The 22709-nt window shown below is 71.8% G+C and carries 13 protein-coding genes; 10 read left to right on the top strand and 3 right to left on the bottom strand.

Features of this window, described 5'->3' with window-relative positions; genetic code table 11:
- Positions 1 to 188: 188 nt before the first annotated feature.
- From D7Y21_RS16830 to D7Y21_RS16875, 10 genes are all read left to right on the top strand, one after another.
- Complete coding sequence (locus D7Y21_RS16830; protein ID WP_121714346.1) at positions 189 to 3980, top strand: phage tail protein; 3792 nt, start codon at positions 189 to 191, stop codon at positions 3978 to 3980.
- Entirely contained in the window at positions 3977 to 11590 is a 7614-nt protein-coding gene (locus tag D7Y21_RS41795; protein ID WP_158627301.1) for a hypothetical protein, read from the top strand. The genes D7Y21_RS16830 and D7Y21_RS41795 overlap by 4 nt, the downstream gene beginning before the upstream one ends.
- 31 nt (positions 11591 to 11621) lie before the next feature.
- Positions 11622 to 11963: a hypothetical protein gene (locus D7Y21_RS16840; RefSeq protein WP_121714348.1), complete on the top strand. Its 342-nt coding sequence runs from the start codon at positions 11622 to 11624 to the stop codon at positions 11961 to 11963.
- Positions 11963 to 12172 carry a hypothetical protein gene (locus D7Y21_RS16845; RefSeq protein ID WP_120565664.1) on the top strand — a complete coding sequence of 70 codons (210 nt, stop codon included), beginning with the start codon at positions 11963 to 11965 and terminating at the stop codon, positions 12170 to 12172. Before D7Y21_RS16840 ends, D7Y21_RS16845 begins: the two co-directional genes overlap by 1 nt.
- Complete coding sequence (locus D7Y21_RS16850; RefSeq protein WP_121714350.1) at positions 12169 to 13356, top strand: phage baseplate assembly protein V; 1188 nt, start codon at positions 12169 to 12171, stop codon at positions 13354 to 13356. The genes D7Y21_RS16845 and D7Y21_RS16850 overlap by 4 nt, the downstream gene beginning before the upstream one ends.
- Positions 13357 to 13360: 4 nt before the next feature.
- Positions 13361 to 13555, top strand: coding sequence for a hypothetical protein (locus tag D7Y21_RS41800; protein ID WP_120565662.1), 195 nt, complete (start codon positions 13361 to 13363; stop codon positions 13553 to 13555).
- Positions 13524 to 15134 (top strand): hypothetical protein, encoded by a 1611-nt coding sequence (locus D7Y21_RS16860; RefSeq protein WP_147469309.1) that lies wholly within the window; start codon positions 13524 to 13526, stop codon positions 15132 to 15134. Before D7Y21_RS41800 ends, D7Y21_RS16860 begins: the two co-directional genes overlap by 32 nt.
- A complete protein-coding gene (locus D7Y21_RS16865) occupies positions 15131 to 17293 on the top strand; it encodes a hypothetical protein (protein ID WP_121714356.1) in 2163 nt (720 codons plus the stop codon). Before D7Y21_RS16860 ends, D7Y21_RS16865 begins: the two co-directional genes overlap by 4 nt.
- A gap of 1204 nt (positions 17294 to 18497) precedes the next feature.
- Positions 18498 to 19229 (top strand): hypothetical protein, encoded by a 732-nt coding sequence (locus tag D7Y21_RS16870; protein WP_147469310.1) that lies wholly within the window; start codon positions 18498 to 18500, stop codon positions 19227 to 19229.
- The gene (locus D7Y21_RS16875) at positions 19226 to 19447 is read left to right on the top strand and encodes a hypothetical protein (protein ID WP_120565658.1); all 222 of its coding nucleotides are present in this window, start codon (positions 19226 to 19228) and stop codon (positions 19445 to 19447) included. Before D7Y21_RS16870 ends, D7Y21_RS16875 begins: the two co-directional genes overlap by 4 nt.
- Positions 19448 to 19878: 431 nt before the next feature.
- Here D7Y21_RS16875 and D7Y21_RS43475 read toward each other — a convergent pair whose 3' ends face one another.
- From D7Y21_RS43475 to D7Y21_RS16890, 3 genes are read right to left on the bottom strand one after another with little or no spacing between them, the layout of a single operon-like run.
- A complete protein-coding gene (locus tag D7Y21_RS43475) occupies positions 19879 to 21393 on the bottom strand; it encodes a formylglycine-generating enzyme family protein (protein WP_199735430.1) in 1515 nt (504 codons plus the stop codon).
- A complete protein-coding gene (locus tag D7Y21_RS16885; protein WP_121714360.1) occupies positions 21393 to 22178 on the bottom strand; it encodes a hypothetical protein in 786 nt (261 codons plus the stop codon). The genes D7Y21_RS43475 and D7Y21_RS16885 overlap by 1 nt, the downstream gene beginning before the upstream one ends.
- Positions 22175 to 22702, bottom strand: a complete 528-nt coding sequence (locus D7Y21_RS16890; RefSeq protein WP_120565657.1) for a hypothetical protein — start codon at positions 22700 to 22702, stop codon at positions 22175 to 22177. The genes D7Y21_RS16885 and D7Y21_RS16890 overlap by 4 nt, the downstream gene beginning before the upstream one ends.
- Positions 22703 to 22709: the final 7 nt, after the last annotated feature.

The raw sequence follows: 22709 nt of genomic DNA on the forward strand, positions 1-22709 counted from the left end.
GAGGGGGACCGCCTTGAGGTCCGGGGGCTTGGCGCGGGACGCCATGGCGGGGATGACGCGCTGAGCTGTCCGACAGGAAGTTCGGGACCTCCGAGCCATGCCTCGCCGTGGTGGGCCGACGGCCACCGCGTCAGGGCGGGCTCCCGTGGCCGCGACGCAAGGCTGTTCCTCGTGGAGGTGCGGACCCCATGAGCCGGCCCTCCCAGCGACTGATCCAGCTCCTCCCCGGCCTCTACACGGCGCGGGACTCCACGCTCGCGGACCAGCCGCTCCTCAAGCTGCTCGCCGTGCTGGGCATGGAACTGGACGCGTTCGCGAGCGCGGTGGACCAGCTCTGGGATGATCACTTCGTGGAGCGTGCGGGCCCGCAGGCGCTGCCGTTGCTCGCGGAGTTGATGGGCGCACGGCTGATCACCGACGACCCTCGCGTGCAGCGCGGCGTGGTGGCTCGCGCGGTGGCGTGGCGCAGACGGAAGGGCACGCTCGCGTCGCTGGAGGAGGTGCTCTCCGTCACCAGCCTCTGGGACGCGGAGGTCGACGAGTCCTTCCGTTCGCTGCTGGAGACCCAGGACCTCAATGACCTGCTGCCCTGGCGCGGTCGCAGCGCGGTGATGTGGGATCCCATCGGCCTCGCGGATCCGCTCACCCGCCGCTCACCTGGCATCGAGCGTCCCCGCGACGGTGTCCCGGAGCGTGGCCCCTTCATTGGCATCGCGCCGGGAGAGACGCTGGATCAGGCCTTGCGCCGGTTGGGGAGCGCGGATGCGGGCCGTGTCGCCGCGACGCCGCGCACGCTGGACCTGCTGGGCTGGGCACGTCCGGACGTCGCCCTCATCCGCACCGCGCGCCTGACGCCCGTGGAGTTGGAGGACGTCACCCCAGCCACCGTGCAAGCGCTGCCCAACGGCTACCGGGGTTTCCGCGTGGATCCCCTGGACCGCGATGGTCCCCTGGTGTGGCTCAAGCCCCTGGAGCGCGCGGACCTCACCGGAGGCCTCACCGCGCGCCATGAGCCCGCGCCTCCGTCGCTCGCCACGGGACGCACGGCGGCGATGCTGCTCACCCCCACCGCGCTGGCCGAGGACGCCGACGCCGCCGAACGCGCGGATGCCATCACCGTCTCCGTCGACGGCATTCCGCTGGTGGGGCCGGAAGCCCTGCCGCTCCTGCGCGGACCGCTGCCCACCGCGCCCGTGGGGCCCGCGCCCACGCTGCGGTTCGCGGACCGGGGCAGGCCTTCGCCCGGAGACACCTGGCGACTGACGCTGCTCGCCGCGCGTGAGAACTCGGACACGGTGCTCCTGTCCACCGAGCTGGTGTCGGACGCCCTGAACACCGTCACCGTCACGCCGGAGGCGAACCAGCTCCTGGGCGGCACCACGGCGGCGCTGCTCGTCGAACGCGTGAGCGGTGAGCCGCGCCTGCGCGATGTGGACGGTACGTGGCGCACCCTCGCCGTGGGCCTGCGCCAGGGGCCTCCTCGCAGCAACGCCGTCCGTGTGGACCTGGCCGGTGCGCCATGGGTCGCGCGCATCGAGCAACACCTCGCGGACGGCAGCCTGCGCCTTGCCCGCTTCGACGCGAGCGCCGACGGTGCGCCATGGCAGGTGGTGGAGCTCAGCGGCGCGTTGCCTCCGGAGGGTCCCGGCATGTCCCTGGCCGCGGCTGGCGACTCGCTGTTGCTGGTGGCACCTGACGGTACGGGGAAGCTGGGCGTGTGGTCGGTGACAGGCGTGGACACCGCGACTCCGACGGGGACGCGGCTGGACACCGCGAGCCCTCGGCAGCCCGCGGCGCGACTGGCCCCCAGCCTGTGCGTGCGCGGCGGCCGGCTCTTCGTCTTCGGCGGTGACCTGGGTGGCGCGCCCACCGGAGACCTCTGGTCGCTGCCGGTCACGGGCGGACCGTGGCGTCCCCATGCGGTGCGCAACCGCCAGGAGCGCAAGGCCGCGACGCTGCTGAGCACGGCGCAAGGACTGATGCTCCTGGGCGGCGAGGCCGTGACGGGAGAACTGGCCGTGCCGGTGATGTCCTGCGACCCGGCCTCCGCGAGCCCTGTCTGGCGTTCCCTGGCCCCGCTGCCCATCACCGCGAACCTGCCCGGCACGCTCGTGGCCACCACCACCGCCGACGGCGTGGAGGCGCTCGTCTGGGCGGACACGACGCGTCCTCAATGGATGACGCTGAAGGCAGGCGAGGGTGCCTGGGTCGCGGGACTGCTGGAGCCCTCGGGCTCGAACCCGCCGGTTCCGGGTGAAGCGCTGTACGTCGATGGTCGCGTGCTCCTCGTGGATCCGGCGCCGCTGCCCGCGTCGGAGGTCGTCTTCTCACTGGGTGGGCGCGGCTACCTGGCGTTCCTGCCAGAGCTGGCCCTGCTCCCGGATGAGCTCCTGCGCTTCAACGTCGCCAACGACGGCGCCGCGTTCATCGAGCCTCGCGAGGGCCAGCCGCTCCCGCTCGATTCCCGGCCCGGTGGCGCGTACCACTCGCGGGATGCCTCCGTCGCAGGTGGCGCGCGGCGCTACTCGGTGCCAGGACGGCTGCGGCGCCATCCGTTCCAGTTGCGCCAGCGAAGCCTGGGCCCGTGGACGACGCTCGCTCCGAGCATCGCCTCCGGCATCGTCGCGGTGGATCCGCGCCTGGGCCGCGTCGTGCTCCAGGACGACGCGCCCGTGGGCCGCGTCACCCTCTCCGCGCGGGTAGGGCGGGGCGCCTCATTGGGAGCGGGGCTGCTTCCGCCGGACCGCCGTCCGCCCGCGGCGTGGGCGGAGCCGGACTTCCCATTCATCGACCCACCGGACCGTCCTGGCGACCGCTCCAGCACCGGCCTTCCTGTCACCGCGTGGATCTCCCCGGAGCGCGCGGGCGGAGTGCTGGCGGCCGGAGGCCAGGAGCGGCCCATCGTCGCGACCATCGAGCAAGGTCTCGACTCCGGCGCGTCCGTGGTGCTGGCGACTGGAGGCCAGGCGCGACCCATCGGCTCGGTCGGCGCACAAGGTCTCGACTCCGGCGCGTCCGTGGTGCTGGCGACTGAAGGTCAGGTGCCGCCGGATATCGCGAACCTCGCAGAAGAGAGCCCATCCGGATCGCCGCCGATTCTGGGCCTCATCGGTTCGCCGCGTCTGGCTCCGGAGCGCCTGTCACAGGGGCTGGACTACGGGCTGTCCCTCTTCGCCGCGGACACGGGCGCGGTGCCCTGCATCGGCGCGGACGAGCACGGCCTCTCGCTGGCGCTCTACCCGGGCTTCGGAGGCAGCGCGGCCACGCGTGTGTGGCTCGCGGGCCTGTGGCTCGCGGGACGGCTGGACCTGGTGCTCGCTCGGGGACAAGCGGACCTGCGCTGGTGCAACCTGGGCGCGCCCGGACAGGTGGGACTGTGGATGCCCGGCGGTGGGCACCAGGACATCAGCGCGCGGCGCTCCCTGCCTCCCGCTGATGTGGAGCTGCGCCTCTACGGCTGCATGGTGGGCGCCATCGAGCTGCCGCCCTGGGTGCACCTCATCGCCGCGGGCTGCACCTTCGACGCGGGGGACCGTGACGCCGTCGCCATCCGCGCGGCGGGCGCGAGCGTTCGGCTGCGGCACTGCACGGTGCTGGGCGCCACGGAGGCGGGCGTGCTGGAGGCGTCCTCCTGCGCCTTCGCGGGCGAGGTGCGCACGGACAGGCCGGACCTGGGCTGGCTGCGCTACAGCCTTCTCGCGCGCGGTGGACAGCCTCCGGTGTCGCACCAGTCGCGGGTGCACACCGTGTCCTTCCAGTCGAACCGCCAGACGGACCCGAGCTACCTCGTCCTGGGCGACAACAACGGCCCCGAAGCGCTCCACGCCTCCGAGCGCGGCGGAGTCCCCGGTGCCCACGACGAGCGCTCCAACCACGAGCGCGAACTCCAGGCGCGCACCGACGACAGCATGCCCATTGGCATCACGCCCTTCCACGCCGACCGCAGCCAGGACGACCTCGTCCGGATGAGCCGACCATGACCGTGAAAGCGTACACCTCCAGGTCCCGCTTCGACGAAGCCCGGCGATTCTCCGGCGTCTATCAGCAGATGGGGCGCATGAGCCTCGACGCCGACTGGAACGAGGAGGTGCGGCTGCGCACCGTGGACGCGCGCCGCCGCTCCGCCGATGTCGCCGAGGGCTCGCCTGATGACGGCTTCCGCATCGTCGACACGTACCTCGTGGACCCCATCCGCAACGTGCTCGGCTGGACAGGGCAGGGCCTGCCCGCGGACGACGAGCGCACCATCCCGCGCGAGCTGCGCCTGGACCGCTACGACACGGAGACGCTGCCCTTCGTGGTGCGCAGCCGGGGCCACGTCGCGCTGCGCCGCACGCTGCCCGCGCCGTTGGATCTCACGGCCGTGCCGCGCTCGGACGGCACCGCCTTCACCGCCTCCGCGCTCGTCATCAGCTTGCGCTTCGAACGGCCGCCCACCGACGATGAGTTCATCGACCTGCAAGTGGTCGTCGCGGACACGGAAGGGAACGAGACGGTCCTCTCCGCCGGTCTGGGCCAGCGACCCACGGGCTGGAACGACGTGCGCTTCCCCGTCGCCGCGTTCGCGAGCGTGGACCCGGCGAAGCTGAGCTCCTGGGGAGTGCTGGGCCTGCCGCCCGTGGCCCGCACGTGGGTGGCCGCGCTGCGCGTGGAGGACGCGGCGCTGGGCGCCGATATCATTATAAGAGGCGGTGACGGGACGCTGCCGGGCGCGGGCCGCATGCTGCTCGACGGCGTGCGCGTCTTCCTGGAGCAGGACCTGCGCTACTCCGCGCAGCCGGACCTGCCAGAGGCGCCTCCGCTGGCGGCGCTGCCCACGGACGGCTCGCGGCACCACTTCTTCTTCCTCGACTGCTGGGAGCAGACCACCACCCAGTACGACGACGCGTTCCTGGAGGAGCCCGCGCTGGACGGCCAGGACACCACCGTACGCCTGCGGCTCGTCACCCAGGTGCGCGCGCTCCAGGGGCTGGCCGCAACCGACGCGGAAGACCTGCCCACGCCCACCAGCGGCGCACGCCTCACCACCAACATCCCGAAGGGCGCGCTACCGGACCGCTTCCCACCGGAGCCGCTGGACCCCTGCCGCGACCGCTGCCTGTCCACGGAGAACGCCTCCACGGGCGAGGGCTACACGGGCTCCGACAACCTCCACTTCCGCGTGGAGTTCTTCCGGGGCGGCGCGCAGCCGGTGGTGCTGTGGTCGCGAGACAACGGCTCCATGGTGCTCCCGCTCACCGCAGCCGCGGCGGCGGACGCGATGACGCTCCAGGTCTCCCCCGCGAGCGCCGCGAAGCTGCGCGCGGGTGACCTCGTCGTCATCGAGGACAGCGTCACCCGACTCCAGCCGGAAGGCCCATCACTGCCAGTGCTGCGGAGGCTGCGAGGCGTCCAGGCGGACACGGGCACGCTGGAGCTGGCGGACGCGAGCGCCGTGCTCACCACCGACCCCGTGCCGCTCCCCGTGGGAGGCACGCTGGGCCGGGCCTTCAGTCCGGAGCAGGGCGCGGTGGTGCGCCGGTGGGACGGCGGCGACCTGCTGGTGCCCGGCGTGCGCTACCGCTTCGACGACGGCATCACCCTGGCCTTCGCCAACACGGAAGGGCGCGCGACCGAATACTGGTCCTTCACCGTGCGAGTGCGCGCGGCGGACGGCGCGGCCCGGGGGGAAGTCGAGCAGCTCACGGACGCGCCCGTGCACGGCCCGGTGCACCATTGCGTGCCACTGGCGCGCGTAACAGGCGGCGCGACGCGGAGCTTCGAGGACCTGCGCCCGCGCTACCTGCCGCTCGCCCAGGTGCGAGACAGATTGGTGGAGCTCTCCGAGCGTGTCATCGGCCCGGGTGTCTTCACGGTGGTGGTGGGCGACGGCGTGCGCAGCTTCGGCGACGTGGACCAGGACCTGCTCGAAGGCATCACCGGCGACGAGGCGCTCCAGGCCGCGGTGGACAGCATGGGCGGGCAGGGCGGCTCCATCTTCGTGCGAGCCGGCCGCTACAAGTTGGAGCACCCGGTGCTGCTGCGCAACCTGTCCTCCGTGCACCTCCTGGGCGACGGCGAGGCCACCGAGCTGCGCACCCAGGGCTCCGGCGGAGCCTTCTTCGTGGACCGCTGCGGCCTGGAAGGCGACCTGCGCATCGAGGACTTCAAGCTGGTGGAGGCGCCCTTCGAGGACGTGGTGATTGGCGGCGGCCTCCAGCCCGTGGTGAAGGCCGTGAAGGCGAGCGTGGCCTTGACGAACGGCCAGCGCTTCGTGCCGCTGGCGGAGGTGGACGACGACCGGGTGCTGGAGGAGGACGACGTGAAACACCCGTCCGCCGAAGCCGACTTCGTGGACGTGGTCGTCGACCGCATCAAGGCCATCGTCCCGGGCCAGGGCCGCGCGGCGGGCTCCGTGGTGGCCACGCTGGTGCAGTTGCGCAAGCTTCAACGCCAGCATCCAGGCCAGCCACTGGAGGACGTGCCGGAGGCGAAGCCGCTGCTCGACGCGCTGGCGGCGCTGCCGCACGGCGTGGTGACGCTGGCGGACTCCAGCGGCGTGACGCTGCGCCGCTGCCACATCCAGGCGAACCAGGCCGGCTCGGAGGCGACAGGCGTGCTGGTGACGGGCACCTGCGAGCGCATCGTCATCGACGAGAACCGCGTCGGCGCGGCGACAGGCATCGCGGTGGCGCCGTATGCCCCGTATCTCGCGGAGCGCTTCCTCGCGTCCTTCCCGCGCGCGGGCCTGTTCGTGGACGCGCTGGCCATCACCAACAACCGGCTTGAGCCGCTGGGAGACGCGACCACGGGCATCCACGTGGCGGACGGGCTCCTCGCGGGCGTGGAGGTGCGCGGCAACCGCATCCAGGGCTTCCTCGTGGGCATCCTGGTGCAGGACCTGGCGGAAGGGGGGCTCGCGGGGCCGGTGGACCGCGTGGTGGTGGCGGAGAATCAGATCCTCGGCTCCGCGGCCGTGGGCATCCAGGTCGCGGGCGACGGCGTGGACATCGTGGGCAACGAGATCCGCAACGCCGTGTCGGACAGCCTGTTCCAGGTGGGCATCCAGCTGGCGGGCCGGGCGCTGCGCGTGCGCGAGTCGTGGATCTCCCTGCCGGCCGTGCCCGCCGCGTCCGTGCTGGGCGTGGTGGCCGGCATCGTCGTGGGCGACGGCCTGGATGACGGCGCGTCCAACGGCCGCCCCGCCTCGGACGTGGAGGTGGTGGACAACCGCATCGAGGGAGACGGCGAGTCCACACCGGGCTTTGGCATCCTGCTGGGCGGTCCGCAGCCGGTGTTCGACGTGCGCATCCGAGGCAACGTGGTGCGCGCGCTGGGGGACTCGGCCGTGCGCACCTGGGGCACGGGCGGCGCGGTGGGGCGCCTGCGCGTGGAGGACAACCGCTTCGAACAGGTGGCGCTCGCGGACGTGCCGTCGCAGGAGGACAACACGCTGGCGCTGTCCCGCCTGGACCCGGGCCTGGAGGCAGTGCTGAGCGCGGACGCGAAGGCCCGTCCCCGCCCACTCGTGGAAGCGCTCCTCGCCAACGCCACGACCCGCGTGCGCGCCCCCCTGGACGCTGCGCTGCGCTGGCTGGAGAGGCTGACGCTCCGGGGCGCGGTGGTGCTCTCGGGCGTGGACGAGGCGCAGGTGCGCGGCAACCGGCTGCTCCAGGTGGGGCGGACGGAGGCCTACGGCGCGCCCGGGCTCCCGGACGCGGAGGTGCGCGCGGCGGGCATCGCGGTGGTGTCCGGCTCCGGCATCACCGTGGAGGGCAACGAGGTGGACGGCGTGCACGCGCCGGTGACGACGACGCAGCCGCCGCCGGTGCCAGGGCCCGTGAAGCTGCCGCCCATCACCGTGGTGCTCCAGCAACTCAGTGTCACGAGCACCACCGTCCGCCCGGAGCGCGCGGACGTGCACGGCGCCGTGGTGGGCATGTACGGCACCCTCTTGCAGTACACGGGCGCGAACGTGGACGGGCGCCAGAAGATCGGCCGGGGCCTGTACGGCCCGCTCGACACCCTGGTGGTGGAGCTGGAGGACCTGGGGACCGTGCCCGACTCCGTCCTCAATGCGCTGGTGACGGACGTGGCGGATCTGCGTACCGCCCAGGGCTTCAACGATCACACCCAGACCTCGCACGCGGTGCGCTCGTCGCTGGCGCGCGCCTCCAGCTTCACCGCCCCGGAGCCTGTGTCCCAGGAGGCGTGGGACATGGTGGCGCAGTTCGACCTGGCCACCGTGTCCGGCAAGGACGCCGTGGCGAGCACCGCGGACCGCATCAAGGGCGCCTTCGACTCGCTGGTGCAGGGGCTGCCCTCCGACACGCAGGATTTCCTCCTCAAGGCCCTGGCCCGGGTGCAGGGCGGGCCGGGTGACCTGGCCGCGATCGTCATGCTGGCGGGGGCGTTGAGCCAGGTGGCTCTGCTGCGCGAGGCGCAGGCGCAGCGCGCGCGGCAGCCCGTCATCGGCCAGGCGGTGGGCCCCAAGAAGACCATCATCGGCACCTTCGCCCAGGCCGCGTTGCAACAGCTGCCGCTCCAGCCGGGCACCCGGGGCGCGACGGCCAACACGGACGTGCTCGTGCAGCTGCGCACGTCCAAGGACGCCCTGACGGATCAACTCCAGGAGCTCCACCCCGCGCTGGCCTCGCAGGTGGAGGCGGACTACCGCGACGTGGAGCGCACGGGCGGCCAGCTGCAGCCGGTGGTGGACCGCATGCGCGCCACGCTCCAGCAGGTGCTGGACTTCACCACCGGCGTCCTGCCCTCGTCGGACGTCACGCCGGAGGACGGCGCGCGCGTCGCGGCGCAGGGGCTCACCGCCACCATCGGCCTGTACGCCACGAATCTGGACCGGCAGGCGGCGGGCCTCGTCACCGAGTCCGACGACACGGTGGAGAAGCAGCTGCGCGCCTTCGGCACCGCGGTGGGACAGCTGGGCGAGCTGGTGAGCGGCGACGCGGAGCTGTCCGCGCTCTCGTTGCAGGCGCACCAGGCGGTGATCAACGCCATCGCCCAGCCGCAGAATCGGTTGGAGCAGGTGTCCATCGCCCGGGGACTGCTGGACCGCATCCGGGTGCAGACGCTGGACGTGCTCCCGGTGCCCACGCCCCTGCCGCCCGTGCCGGTGCAGGCGGAGCCGCTGGAGCGCTGGGTCTCCGCCCTGGGCGCGTTGGTGCTGGCGGTGCGCGGCATGGCGCCGGGGCCGGTGCTCAGCGGCTCGTTGCAGCTCTACCTCTCCCAGTACGACCGCGTGCTGGACATCGCGGGCGTCCAGGGGAAGCTCCGCACGCTGGCGCTCCAGCGCGTGAACGACGCCATCACCGCGCTCACCAGCGGCAACGGCGACGTGCCCGCGCGTCAGGCCCTGCACCTGCTGGTGGACGAGCCCGCCACCACCGCCGCGGAGGCCGTCGCCAGATCCAGCGCGGTGACGGCCGAACTGGACGCCGCCGCGGTCCTGCTGCGCGCCGTGGAGCAGGCCCTGGACCCCGCCGAGGACGACGCGTCGCGAGTCGCGAGGCTCCAGGAGTACCTGCGCCAGCGCGCCGACAAGGTCTCCGCGTCGCTCGTCGCCGTCGTCACCGGCATGCAGGCGCTGGACGCCATCCTGGACATGCTGCGCAAGTCGCTGGAGCAGCTGGCGCGCGGCGAGGCGCCGGACCCCGGAGACCTGGTGGACCCCGTCTTCGACACCTTCCCGTCGCCCGCGGACGGCCTCTTCGTGTCCGGCGTGCAGGGCCGCGTGCGGCTGGCGGACAACACCGTGCGCGACACCGCCACCGGCATCACCGCCCTGGGCGCGGCGGGCCACCTGCTGACGGAGGCACCGACGGATCCTGGCTCGCTGCTGGACGTGGATGGCAACCGGCTGGAGGGCTGCGCGGTGGCGGGCCTGCGGCTCTTGCCGGACCTGTCCGTGACGGTGGTCTCCGACAACCACCTCTTCGCCTGCGCGGGCCTGCCCACGGCGGGCGAGCCCGGACTGGGCCAGGCGGTGGCCTCCTTCGTGGGCTCCGGCGAGCTGGTGGTGAAGGGCAACGTCTTCCTGGAGAGCGGCAACACGCTGCCGCAGGCGGTGCTCCACGAGGTGGCCATCGACTGGCGAGGCGAGACGGTGGTGCGCGGCAACACCGTGCGCCACGCGGGCGGCGGGGGCGGAGGCGCGGGCGTCCTCGTCGTCACGGACACGCTGCCTCCGGGCCTGGTGGCGAAGCTGTCGCGCGTGCCCTTCCTCGCCACGGATCCGGTGCCCAAGCCGAGCACGGACGGCCGCGCGGTCCTCGGTAAGCCCGCGCCGTCCGCCGTGGCCACGCTGGCCTCGGTGCCTCGCGTGGAGGACCTGGTGCAGCTGGGTTCGCTGAAGCAGAAGTTCGCCTCGGGGCCGGTGCTCAACCGCGCGCTCACGGTGACGGCCGCGGACTTCGCGCCCAGCCTGAGCGCCAGCGCGGCGGCCTCGCGCTACCTCTCGGCGACGACGGCGCTGGTGCAGCCCGCGCTGGTGGACTTCCTCGTCAAGCCCATCCCCATCCTCCCGAGCCCGGTGGTGAAGGAGAAGAGGGGCGTGCAGGTGGAGGGCAACGACATCACCGCGCGAGGCCCGGCGCTGCTCCTGCTGGGCAACGGCGGCGCGGTCATCTCCGCCGCCGTGTCCGGCAACGAGCTGCGCAGCGAGGGCGCCGTGGGCGCGGTGTACCTGCGCCGCGCGGACTCCACCGTCTTCAGCGGCAACCGGTGCCAGTGCCTGGACGCGGTGAACGTCGTCGTCCTGCGCGTGGAGCGCGCGCCGGTGACCTTCACCGGCAACGTGGTGCTGGGCGCGGAGACGGTGACGCCGCCCCGCCCGGTGCTGCGCCCCCAGTGGCTGATGCCCTCGGACACGCTCACGCTCCAGATTCCCGTGGGCGGAGGCTCCACCCTGGGCGTGCCCCTGGACCAGGAGCTGCTCCTGGGCGGCCTCCAGCGCCGCCGCGACGTGGCGAGCGATGCCTTCTCCACGCTGCTCGCGGAGCTCGTCACCCAACCCGTTCCCCTCCCGCCCCAGGCCGGGCCGGAGTTCCCCTCCAAGGGCGTGCTGGACCTCCCCACCATGCAAGACGTCCGCTCGAAGCTGCCCGCGACCATGGACGTGACCATGGCGGCCCGGACGCTCTACGGCATCGCGGTGACGAAGGACGACTCACCCACGAGCGCGCTGCGGGACCTGGTGGACCGCGTCGCGATGCACGCGGACAGGCCCGAGGACGTGCAGGGCCAGGTGCGCTCCGTGCTGGCCGCGGCGGAGGGCGACCCGAAGAAGGCGCTCCAGTTGGTGGACAAGAGCGTGCTCGGCATCGACTCGGCGGCGTCCACGGTGAAGGAGAGCATCCTCAACGTCTCCGTGCTGCACGAGGTGCTGGCGGACTCGTTCTACACGGGCGACACCTCCGGCCCCAAGCCGGTGCAGGACGCGGGCATCCGGCCCCTCCCGCCGGAGCCGCCGCCGGATCCGTATGCCCACTCCGTCATCATCCTGGGCGGCTCGCGCGTGGCCGCCGTCGGCAACGCGACCACCTCCGGCGTGCACGTCCAGGAAGCCGACGCCGTGGTGGAGCTCAACCCGTAGCGCTGGAAGCCCCTTTCGCGAGGACACCCCCATGCCCGACCCCTTCGCCCTCAGTGGCCGCGTCGCCCTCCAGCGCACAGCGCTGCCCGAAGTCACGCTCTCCGCCACGCCGGACGCGCCCGACGCGAAGGCCGCGGCGCTGGAGAACCTGTCCGGCACGCGCGCGAAGCTGGACCTGGACACCACGGTGCTCCGAGCGCTGGACGTGCGCATCTCCCGCCTGCCGCCGGTGCCCGCGGTGCCCGTGACGCTCCAGGACCTGGTGCGCGCCGCGCGCCGCAGGCTCGCCTCCGAGCGCCAGCGCGACGTGGGCGTCTGGGTGGACACGCGCGTGAAGCTGGCCACGCGGCTGGTGCAGAAGCTGGAGGAGTGATGCGCAAGCTGCTCGAAGCCAGCATGGGGCAGCGCTGCTACCTCTTCACCACGCTGGGCCAGGTGTACGTGGGCCTGGTGGTGGAGCTCATCGACGACGTCGTCCACCTCACCGGGCCGGATGGCGCCACACCCGTCTACATCAACCTGTCGGACGTCTCTGGCGTGCGCCAGTACGACGAGGACGACGACCTGGGGAGCGCGCGATGATCGAACAACTGCTGCAGCAGCTCATCGAACGCACAGAGAGCCGCTACTTCGGCAAGTACCGGGGCTACGTGACGAACGTCTCGGATCCCCTCAACCTGGGGCGCATCCAGTGCGTGGTGCCGCGCCTGATGGGAGACGTGGCCACGGGCTGGGCCATGCCGTGCACGCCGTACGCGGGGCCGGATCAGGGTCTCTTCGTGGTGCCGGACGTGGGCGCGGGTGTCTGGGTGGAGTTCGAGGGCGGAGACCTGACCCAGCCCATCTGGAGCGGCATGTGGTGGGGGCAGCCCGCGCTCGCGGACCTGGGCCAGCCGGACTCCACCGCGCGCGTGGCCCCGGACGTCAGTGAGATTCCCAAGCACGACTATCCGCCCCAGTCCGCGGTGCCGGGCGTGCGGATGCTCAAGTCCGCCACGGGCCACTACATCGTCCTGGACGACCGGCCGGAGACAGCACGCGTGGAGATCCACGACCGGCAGGGCAACCGCGTCATCCTGTCCGCGGAAGGCCTGGACCGGCTCATCAGCAACGAGCGCACGGTGAACGAGGGCAACCGCTCCGCGGAGGTGGACGGCGACGACCACCTGGAGGTGGCGGGCAACCAGGACGAGACGGTGGACGGCAGCCACACCCGCGACGTGGGCGGGGACGTGTCGCTGCACGTGACGGGGTCGCTGACGGAGAAGGTGGACGTGGCGGGCTACTCGCGCACGGTGGGCGGCAGTGGCCTGAAGGAGATCGTCGGCGGTCCGCGTGAGGACCGCATCCAGGGCAGCCACACGCGCATCGTCTCCGGCGCGTCGCAGGAGACGGCGGTAGGGGGCTTTGGCGTCACGTCCGGGGGCAACATGAACCTGGCAGCGGGCAAGGCGGTGAAGGTGGCCGCGGCGATGCCGGACCTGCCGGGACCGTCGCTCAACGCCGTCTCCATTGACGCGCTGGCGGGCAACGTGTCCATCAACACGATGCTGGGCGTGTGCCAGGTGGGAGGCCTCTCCGCCATCTCGCCCATGGTGCTGGGGGACGGGCTGGCCATCCACTTCACGATGCTGGCGCAGATCCTCAAGGCGGTGAACCCGCTGACGGTGGCCGCGTACGGGCCGCTCCTGGATGTCTGGGCGGCGATGACGCCGATGCTGGACTGGTCCTACTTCGGCTTCGTCAAGCGCATGCCGGTGGGGTGACGCGATGAAGGAGCCCGGCTGGAAGCCACTGGAAGCTTCGGTGCTGCGCGAGCGGCTGGAAGAGGTGAAGGCCTTGCTGCTCCAGGCGGCGGCGGTGGGCGTGGCCCAGGACGCCGAGCGGCTGGAGAAGCTGATGGAGCTGGAACAACGCACCCGGGAGGACGCGCGTGGCCGAGTTCAACGACGCCGCTATCGCTGAGCTCCACGGCGCGCTGGAGGTCTGCTGCGAGGAGCTGGCGAAGGCGCTGGAGGATGCGGAAGGCACGGACACCACCGGCGCTGACGCCGGGGCCGGGCCTGCGTGGCGGCCGCTGCTGATCGGCGTGCCGCCGGGGCTGGAGCAGCTGGTGGGCATCGTCAAGCCGCCGCTGCAGATCATCATCGCGGTGCTCCAGTTCGTGCAGGCGCTGCTCCAGGCGCTGGCGGCCATCCTCCTGGGGCTGCCGGATCCGTTCCGGGCGCTCATCCTCGCGGCCTACGAACTGCTCAAGGACATCATCAACGACCTGCTCAACGCGGGTGCGTACCTCTACGCGGACGCGCCGGGCATCAGTCCCACGGAGACGAACCTGGCGGAGACGGGCTTCATCCCGAACATCCCCAAGGACTTCAAGGCGGGCTTCGCGCTGGAGCGCCCGCCGGTGACGCCGGATGGCTTCGCGCGCTGGGCGGGGCGGTTCGTCGCGTCCTTCGATGATCCGGGGGACGACTCGCGCCCGACGGTGACGGATGGCGCGCCGGTGCAGGCGGTGTTCATCGTGATGGCGGCGCCGTCGCTGGATGCGCTCCGGCAGGCGCTGTACCTGCTGGGCAAGCTGCTCAACATCAGCGCGTTCAAGAAGGCGTTCGAGAAGTACCCCAAGGGCGCGTTGGATCCGCGCCGCAGCCGGGCGCGTGGCCGGCCGGTGAAGCCGGATTGGAAGTCCGCGCGCATGCGCGACCTGTTCCCGGACCTGGAGAAGCTGCTCATCCTCCCGGAGGCGCTCAGGGCGCTGCTCCTGTCGGTGGACAACCTGGCGACGCTCCTGCGGAGCCTCGCCGCCGCGATGCAGGACAAGGTGCAGGTGTTGATGAAGCTGGCGCAGGCGGTGCAAGCCATCATCGACCTGCTGAACGCGCTCAAGTCCGCGGGCATGTACGCGCTGCCGGTGTCCACGACGGGCGGCGTGGCGGGGTTGAAGCAGGCCTTCCTCACTGCGACGAACCGGCCGCCGGGCGGCTACGTGGGAGGCATCTGCCTGCTGGCGGCGGGGCCCAACCTGGCGAAGGCCGCGATGCTCTGGGAGCTGCTGGGCCTGTCCGCCGCGATGGAGCTGGCGTCGGGAGACCTCACGCTCCAGGACGTGAAGAAGGCCCTGGAGGAGAGCCAGGCGGCGCAGGTGCTGGAGGCGAACACGGACGAGGTGAAGGACGCCTGGGGCAACCTGAAGACGACGGCCCAGAAGCAGGCGGACAAGTTCGTGAACGCGGTGGAGAAGGCGCCTGAGAGGTTCGTGAAGGCGGTGGGGCGCACGCCAGATGAACTGAAGGCCGCCGCCGAGCGAGGCCGCTCCACGCTGGTGGAGGTGCTGGACCAGTCGAAGGAGCACGTGGAGGAACAGAAGGAGATCCTGGAGGGCATGCTGTCCACGAAGCACTCCCAGCGTCGGGGAGGGCGTTCGCTGGCGATCGGCTTCGGAGGTCCCGGCGCGTCCGAGCGCCCGCCGAGTCCGCAGCCCCCCGCGGCTGACACGTCCACGCCGACACCGACCCCGCCGAAGAAGGGAAGCGGCCCGTGAGCGCGGTGACACGCCTGAGCATGGAGCTGGACGGCTGGCAGGCGGCCTGGAAGCAGCTGGAGGCGTTCCTGGACCGCATGGACGGGGTGGCGGAGCAGGACGCGCCGCACGTCCAGACCGTGTGCGCGCTCCTGCCCGTGTTCAATGTCATCGAACGGGCCCGCCGACGCGCGGTGGGCATCGCGTTAGCGCCAGCCCTGGCCGCCGCGCCTCGGGGTGAAGGACTGCCGACGGTGTCCGCCGGTTCGCTCGTGGGGAGTGAGAGCCGGCTGCCGGGAGTGGAGGAGCTGGAGTTCGCGGTGGGCACCATCGGAGCGGATGGAGACGGAAAGCTCACGGGGTCGGCGTTGCTCGCGGGCACGGTGACGCTGTTCGCGTTCCGCGACGAGAAGCACGGCGGCGAAGTGGCGGTGCGCGTGCCCACGTATGACTTCGGGCCCCTGTCGGAGAGCGGCAGCGTGGAGGACGCCATCGACGCGGGGCTCTTCACCACGGGCCAGCGGAAGGACGCGGCGGAGAGCGGAGTCGCGGAGCTGGGGACCTGGACGGGCCTGCGCACCACGAGGCGTGCGGAGCTGAAGACGACGTCGGAGACGGTGTCCCTGAGCAGCGTGCTGGATGGGTTGAGCGTCTCGTCGGCGTCCAGCGCGTTCGGCCCCGTGGCGTCAGGCGCCGCGACGCGCCAGGGGGAGTGCCTGGCGGACCGGAACGTGCTGCTCCAGGCGAAGGCCACGTTGGAGGAGCAGGGTGCGGCCCCGGAGCTGACGGATGCGCTCCAGCGCGCGGCGGATTCTCTACAGGCGTCGGCAACGGACTACGGAGCGGTGGCCACGGCGCTCCAGCCGCCACGCACGGTGATTGCGTCCGTGCCGGGGCTGGCGTCGTTGAAGACCACGCTGAGGCGGGCGGATTCACCCGGCATCCCCGGGCAGCTGTCCAACGAGCTGACGACGTTGGACATCGAGGCGGGGAAGGGAATGGACGAAGCGGTGGCGTCGCGGCTGGCGTATCCGGACGGTTCGTTGCGGATGCTCCGGACGCTGGAGTGGTCGCTGCGCTTCCACTGGGTGTTCCGTCAGCGATGGTTCGACGCACGCAACCGGGCCGCGCTGGCACCGCTGCTGAAGCTCGTGCTCAAGCCGTTCTGCGACAGCCTGACGCGGCTGCTCGCGGGACAGTCCACGGGAATCCCGCTGGTGGGAGCGGTGGCCCTGGTGAAGGACACGCTCACGCAAGCGACGGCGCTGTCAGTGACGCCCACGGTGGACCTGGGACAGGTGCAGCCGGGCCACGTGGCGCACGTGGGAGGGGACCGGCCCACGCTGGCGCTCGTGCTGGGCTGGGAGGTGAAAGGGGCCGAGAAGCGTCTGCGAATCGCACCGCTGAATGTGTCCATCGCGACGGACGCGAAGCTGCCGGGTGTCGCCGGACTGGTGAGGAGTGGCTCGCCCGTGGACGGGAGCGCGGTGTCGGTGTCGTCACAGGAGCTGATGGACGGGCACGCGGCGGCAGGGCCGCAAGCGGACGGCGTGGTGCAGGAGATCATCGCCCTGGGCGCGAAGCTGAACCTGATCCTGGGGCAAGGCGGAGGCGCGCTGGGATTGGTGCCTCCGGCGGTGGCCGCGCCGTATGCAGGCCAGACGTTCCAGTTGCTGCCGCCGGTGGAGGTGGGAGCGACACGACTGTTCCTGGATGGCATCCCGCTGACGAGTACGTCTGGAACGAGCAAGCCGGTGCAGGTGGCGAGGCCGGGGGAACTGCTGCTCGTGCGCGGAGCGGACGACGAAGGCACCTGGTGGCAGGGCGTGGCCACCGTGGACACGGTGGACGTGCGCACAGGCGCGGCGGCCCGAGCGGACGACGAGGTAACGGCGACGCCCACGCCACTGTGCTGCGAGGACGACGAGGAGGTCGTGGTCATCACGCTGCGCGACCTGCAGCTGCCCAAGGCGCTGGTGCGCGACGTAACGCTGCGGCGCGACTTCAAGGGCTTCGGAGGCCCGAGCCTCGCCACGGGAGTGATGCTCCCCATCGAGCTGGACTCAGGCACGGCGAACCTCACGGTGCAGGACGGCGGCGTGACGAAGACGGTGCTGAGGGACCCGGAGTTGAGGGCCGCGACCACGGTCCTCAAGTCCTGGCTGGGAGTGCCGACATGAGCGAAGCAAGAGACGACCTCTTCGTGGTGGCCGCGCTGCTCACGGAGCTGGACCGGGTGCTCCATCCCCTGGAGCGGGGAGAGCGCGGAGACTTCAAGGTGGATCCGCCGCTGCCACCGTCCCTGCCAACGCCGGGTGCGCGGAGGCGGGAAGGGGAGTCAGGCCGAGCGGTGAAGACCGCGTCGCCCCCGTCGGGCCCCAGGTCCATGGGGTTCACCGAGCCAGAGGACGTGACGCCACCCGTGCTCAAGCGCCCTGTGCGGGTCGAAGCCCCGGCCGTAACGGACCCCATCGCCCCCATCCGCCGTCGCGTTCCCCGGCCTGGCGGTACGTCGGCGCAGCCAGGGGAATCACGGCCGTCGGTCGAACCCGTGACCCGGATCCAGGACGGGCAACCGCCTCCCACACTCGCGCTCCCCATTGTCCCCGGCGCCCCAGAGCTGCCGTCGGAGGTCGCGGAGCCACGACCCCCTCGTGCTCGCACCCAAGCCCTGGAGGTCCCTTCACAACAAGGCGACCATCCCGAACCTCAAAGCCAGAAGGCCGCTGAGGCCCCTCCCGTTGTCGAAGCACGCGTGAAGGCTCCAAGTCCGCGAAGGAGCAGGGTGCCTGGACCCGCCGTGGAGAAGAACACCGAACCCCCACGGATCCGCGCACGGGTCCCGGAGTCCCCAACACGTCGCCATCGTGTCGCGCGCGCCACCACACAAGCGCCACCACAGGATTCCCCAGTGGAGCCAAGGGAGACGTCCGCACAGGCATCGCCACGGAGGAGAAGCTCACCCCGAGCCCTTGCCCTACCGCCGGCACCGGGCACCCGAAAAGCACCACCGTTCCAGGAGGAGTTCGGGCCACGTCGTCACGACAGCCCTGAATCACGGACTCCGCGTCCTTCCCAATCGGAGGAACGGGGAGAGTCCATGCTCGCCCCAGCACGGGGCACGAAGCACACCGCACCAGGGCCGGTGCACATCGAAGTGAAGACGTTGCTTCCTCCGCCGCGAGTCGAAGCACCGCCACGAGCCGGAGCCCCGGATGAAGAACCTGTGTGGGAAGAAGCACCGGGATACGAACTGGAAACCATTACACGGGCCTTCTTCGTGAACGGCCGCCGCCTCACGGCGAAGGACTCCGAAGCGCTCCAGCAAGCAGAACAGCGACTGCGGCGCCGGATGACCGGCCGCTCGCTGTGGAGGAGGCGAGGATGAGCGCACTTCCTCCAAGACAGCGATTGGGCCACCTGGTGCGTTCCCTCTCGAAACACCTCCCGGGCCAGCTCGACGGCCTGTTGGAGAACGCTCGGTTCCAGGACGGCGCCGCGGCGCTCCAACGGCTGGCGGACCCGGCGCACGTGGAGAAGGCCCTGGCACGCATGTCGCCAGAAGAAGCCGGCTGGCTCGCGGACCTGCTTGCCGAGCGCTGGTCATGGATCGCGGACGTCCAACTGGATCCCGAAGTGGCCATCGTCGCGCCGGACGAACTCTGGGTAGGCGCGGAGCCCATCCGCCTGCCGTTGTCGCTCGCGGCGGTGGGACTGGACGAAGGGTTCGAAGCCGTCTGGGAAGGCGCGGTGCTCCCAGGTCCACCCGCGTCCAGTGCCACGCTCCTCGCGAGGCCTCCCGAAGGCAAGGCCCCCGGAATCGCCCGGGTTCGGGCCCAGGTCCGCGCGAGCGTGAAGGGCCAGCGCTGCGTGCTCATCGCGCAGGCGCAGGTCGCGCTGAGGAGACCGTCGGTGGTGGTGAGCGACGACCGGCGCAGGCTCCTGGCCCAGGACCACACGGGGCGCCCGGCGGTGGGCTGCCGTCTGGAGATCGGCCCGGACACCCACGTGACCGGCACGGGAGGCCTGGTCGAGCTGGAAGTCCCAGCCCAGCCCGGCGCATCGCTCAAGCTGGAAGGCATCCCCGCCGGCCGCATTCCAGGAGGCAATCCATGAAGACAATGACGCCCCAGACGCGGAAGACGCCCGACCGCAAGCCCGCCATGAACAAGGCCATCGCGCCCTCGCAGCAGCCCAAGACGGACACAGCCAGGGCCCAGCTGGGAGCCGCGGCCAAGGGGCCCACGATGAAGGCCGCGGCCGGTGGCAGCTTCAAGGCGAAGAGCGCGCCCCGGGTCGCGGCGAACCCCAGCATCCGGATGCCGAAGAAGTAGCGCGACCGACTCGACGGACGAGACCGGTGGTCGGTGGCACCGAGGGGGAGGGGGCCCTGCCGGCTGCGGCCGCGGGAAACCTGTCCGACAGTCGGACAGGTTTGAGGAGCTTCGTCCCCGGAGGTGGCTGCCAGCCTGAAACTCCTCGACTTGGGGTGAGGGGGCCCTGCCGGTTGCGGCCTCGGGAAACCTGTCCGACAGTCGGACAGGTTTGAGGAGCTTCGTCCCCGGAGGTGGCTGCCAGCCTGAAGCTCCTCGACTTGGGGTGAGGGGGCCCTGCCGGTTGCGGCCTCGGGAAACCTGTCCGACAGTCGGACAGGTTTGAGGAGCTTCGTCCCCGGAGGTGGCTGCCAGCCTGAAGCTCCCCGACTTCCCAGGGGGCCCCAGCTTCGTGAGCGGCAGACCTGGCGTCCTCGAGCTGCCAGTCAGCTTCAAGAGGCCATCACCCATCGGACGGCGCCCACCGCCGCCGCCACCTCGCGGCGCGAAGCGCACAGCGGCTGTTCCCGTCCCCCGCACAGCAGGCCTTCCCGCGCCCACTGCGGAAGCGAAGCCACGAGCTTCTCCACGCCCCAGGGCGAAGCCCGCGAAGCCCCATCGTCCCGCATCGAATTGCCCCACGGGAACAGCCGCCCGTCCGGCCCGCGGGCAGCCATCTCCCATTCCTCGCTGGAAGGCAGCCGCAGCTCCACGCCCTCAATGCGCGACAGCGCCGAGCACACCTGCTCCGCCTCCACGAGAGTGCAGGGCAGCGGCTCCTCCGCGTCCGGCCCCGCCGTACCCACCGGCCCCTGCGAAGCCGCCATCGCCCAGGCCGCCGCGGCCCGGCTCACGGGCACCCGAGCGACGAAGAACCCCGGTGACGTCACGCGCCGCAGCGTCGGCTCCGTCCCCAGCCAGTGCTCCACCGGAGGCACCCAGCGCGCCTCCAACCCGGAGCGGCGCAGCCGGTATGTGCCTTCCCGCTCCACCACCGCTTCGGGCAGCCCCACCGGACGCGGCCCCGGATCCACCGGCGTCGTGAGCGCATGCAGCAGCAGCGTGGGATCGTCCCGCACGTCCGCGGGACCCGACAGCGCGCGCAAGAGCGGAGCCATCCGCTCACGCTTCGGTGAACCCTCCGGAGGCAGCGGCCGGCCCGCGAGCACCTGGGCCACCAGGTCCCGCAGGTTCGAATAGAACTGCCGGTCCCTCGGGTCCGCGCCCTCCCGTGTCGACGTGGGCATCCGGGCCGCGCGCAGCGCCGGCAGCACCTCCCTCGCCTGGAGCCGTGCCGCCGCCATCACCGCCGTCACCCGCACCTCCGCGTCCGTGTCCACCAGCGCGGAGCGCAGCACCGCGTCGATGTCCGGATTCGACGCCGCCTGATCCTGGATGAGCCAGCGCAACACCTGCCGCCGCTGCTCCTCCCCCGGCAGGTGCGCGAACAGCACGGAGCGATCCGGATGCGCCTCCTTCTCCGCCTTCAGCCGCGCGAACGCCTCCTCCGTCCCGTCCGGCACCAGCGACGCCAGCACGCGCTCCGCGGTCCGCGACACGCTGAACTCCGGATGGAAGCGCAGCGCCGCCACGCGCTCCATCGACGAGCGCTCCCGCAGCGCCTCCGTGGCCAGCAACCCCAGCAGCACCTCCCGCGTCTCCGACGACGTCAGCAGCGCCGCGAGCGCCGGGGCCTCCAGCACCGGCACCACCTTGCGCACGGCCACCCATTCCCCCACCGCGTCAGGTCCGGAGAACTCGAGCACCCGCAGCCGGAGCACCGGGTTGAACGTGTAGTGGAGCGCCAGGTCCGTCGCGCGCTTCACATACACCGCGGACTCCGGCTCGCCGGGGATGAGCGGAGGCGTCTGGCTTTCGGACTGGAGGAACCAGCCCAACGCGGACAGCACCCGGTCCATCGCCTCGAAGGAAACCTCCGGCCGCGCGACGAGGGCAGGGGAGTGCATCAGGCCGGCTTCACGCGCGCATGCAGGGACTCACCCACCCGCGCCACCGGCCGCCCCTCCAGGCCCGCGAAGTACGCGCGCGCCGCCCAGAGGAGGTCCTTCCACTCCAGCGTGCTCGCCGCCGCCTTCAGGGGAAAGGCCTCCACGAACGTCTCCCACGCCGGGCGCACGTCCCGGGCCGGGGCCTTCCGCAGCCGCGCCGTCGCCAGGTAGCGCACGAAGCCCTGGACGTTGAACCCGAACGTCTGCCCCGGCGTGAAGTCCTGGGTCAGCTTCCCGCCGCCCACGAACCGGGCCGCCAGCTCCGGCGGCCCCAGCGCCAGCGCCACCAGTCCACACCGGTACGCCAGCTCCTCGTGCAGCGTCCGGCGCACCTTCATCAGCGCCTCCAGCCACGCCTCCACGGGCGAGCTCGCCAGCAGTCCCTCCAGCACGCCCGCGCACTCCTGTGCGTTCACGAACGACAGCACGTTGACGACCTCTTCGGGCCGCAGGTCGTCGAAGTCCTCCGCGACCTGCTGGAGCGCGGGCCCGGCCAGCCGCGACAGGGGCTCCGCCAGCGCCCGGCTCTCCGTGGGGTCGCACAGCACCAGCGCCACGCCGAGCGTGTTGCACAGGGACCCCGCCTCGCGCGCGGGGAGGTTCACGTTCTTCAGCGCGGAGGGCGTCACGAGCGTCAGGAACTCCTTCGCGTCCGCGCCTTCACGGCCGCCCGCGAAGAGCGCGCTCCAGGTGGTGGGGGGATTGTCCGGTTGATCCGCCATGCGTCCTCCGTCGCCCGTCATCGCTGCTTCTGGCGCTTCTCGAAGATCGCGAGGTGGCGCTCCCGCCGCGCGCGGTACACATCCTTGACGTGCTCCGCGGCCTGCCGCAACCGCTCAGGAAGCTCACCGTTCTCCATCCGTGCCTGGAGCTTCGGCAGGAAGCGGGACACGGCCTGCACGCGCGGGTTCTTGCGCCGCGCCAGCCGCTCCGCGTTGTCCTTTTCCCACGCCGCGAAGTCCAGCCCTTGCGCCAGCTCCACCAGCGCGTCGACGTCCTTCTCCGTCAGCGTGAACTCCTCCAGATAGTCCTCGGGCTTCCCGTAGGCCTTCACCTCATCCGGAAAGCCCGCGGCGAGCAGCACCAGGCCCTTGGCCTCGCCCTCACCCAGCGCGCCAATCGTCTTGAGCGGCGTGTCGCAGTACGGGCACGCGTCCGGGTCGGGCTGCACGACCGTGTCGCGCTTCGTGACCACCAGCTTCTGGTGCACGGTGAACTTCGAGCCGCACACGTAGCAGGTGACTGTCCTCGACGGAGCACCACGCATGGCTTCT

Origin of the sequence: Corallococcus sp. AB045 (genome assembly GCF_003668895.1) — a bacterium.
Classification (GTDB): domain Bacteria; phylum Myxococcota; class Myxococcia; order Myxococcales; family Myxococcaceae; genus Corallococcus; species Corallococcus coralloides.